The organism is Polynucleobacter sp. 35-46-11, assembly GCF_002281105.1.
The window spans coordinates 1-1245 of the sequence record NZ_NCFJ01000648.1 but is presented as its reverse complement, the minus strand read 5'-3'; the positions used below and the strand labels follow the sequence as shown (position 1 = coordinate 1245).

The window sequence follows — 1245 nt, the reverse complement described above, 5'->3', positions numbered from 1 at the left end:
GACAATACGAGCTGATGGATTGCCTGCTGCATCTGCAGTGGCCAAGGTCATAGAGTTGGGTTCTGGACACTCCGCTTTAATAGCTTGATCAAACCAAAGCTGAAATAAGCTCAGTGGATTGGGTGGAACCTCAGTCTCTGAAAGTTGACCGAAGGTATAGTTTTTGCGAAGTTGAGCGATGGAGTCCATTTTTTCAGTATAAAGAGAAGCTATGGCAGAAGACAAGATTGAAGAGAGCGTAGAAGATCGTCGTTTTGGAGGTGTAGCTCGGCTATACGGTCCAGAGCTGCGTGAGCGTTTTCGTCTTGCCACAGTTGTTGTGGCTGGATTGGGTGGGGTGGGTTCGTGGGCTGCTGAGGCTTTGGCGCGCACGGCTATTGGACATCTGGTCTTGATTGATTTTGATCACATTGCCGAAAGCAATACTAATCGTCAGCTACACGCTCTTGAGGGTGAGTATGGCAAAGCTAAGGTACAGGCGATGACTGATCGCATTCGCCAAATTAATCCTGATATCAGGCTCACTAGCCATGATGCATTTTTGGAGCCAGAAAATCTGGATACCCTGATTCCAGAAGGCGCAATTGTTTTAGATGCAACCGATTCGGTGCAAACCAAAATTGCCTTAGCAGTTTGGGCTAATAAAAATCAGCGTGCTCTAGTCATGTGCGGTGCAGCTGGCGGAAAATCAGATCCTACTTCCGTGCGTTGTGATGACCTGTCTAGAACTGAGCAAGATGCTTTATTAGCAAAGGTGCGTCAGGGCCTCAGACAGGACCATGGATTTTCTAGAAACCCGAAAAGAAAAATTGGTATTCGTGCAATCTACTCTCACGAGCCTCGTGCAGGTTTTGCTAGTGGGGGCCTTGCATGTTCTGGCTATGGGTCAACAGTGATGGTGACTGCAGCCTGTGGTTTAGCTGCTGCTGCTGAAGTCTTAAATCTCATTGCCATTCAGTAAGATTTCTGAAGCTGAGCAATAAATCCTTAAGGGGAATCCCTGTAGGAAATTACGGATTCTGATGTCATCCAAAATTTATTATTTCCCCATCAAGCCTGTATCTTCTTTGCCCAAAGATTTCTCTTGCACCATATTTAATTGTTTAAGCACTTTACGCATTTTTATCCCCTAGTGTAGAAGCTCAGTCCTCCCTAGACTTTGCCTCGTTGGTGATTTACCAACGACAAATCGAAAGGAGGTCTCTTTTGCAGACTGAACAAACTGGTTTACAGCGCCACCTCAAA

General features: G+C 46.0%; 2 protein-coding genes. One reads left to right on the top strand and one right to left on the bottom strand.

Annotated features, from left to right (window positions below; translation table 11 throughout):
* Nucleotides 1-189: pyridoxamine 5'-phosphate oxidase family protein (locus B7Y67_RS18450; RefSeq protein ID WP_367227313.1), on the bottom strand; the 189-nt coding region annotated here is incomplete at its 3' end.
* A 22-nt stretch (nt 190-211) separates the two neighbouring features.
* Between B7Y67_RS18450 and B7Y67_RS18445 the strand changes: the two genes are divergently transcribed.
* Complete coding sequence (locus tag B7Y67_RS18445) at nt 212-961, top strand: tRNA threonylcarbamoyladenosine dehydratase (protein ID WP_293599880.1); 750 nt, start codon at nt 212-214, stop codon at nt 959-961.
* The last annotated feature ends 284 nt before the right edge of the window (nt 962-1245 follow it).

What these genes read in the sequence shown, in the direction of transcription:
- B7Y67_RS18445 (WP_293599880.1), top strand. Translation starts at nt 212, where the DNA reads ATGGCAGAAGACAAGATTGAAGAGAGCGTAGAAGATCGTCGTTTTGGA.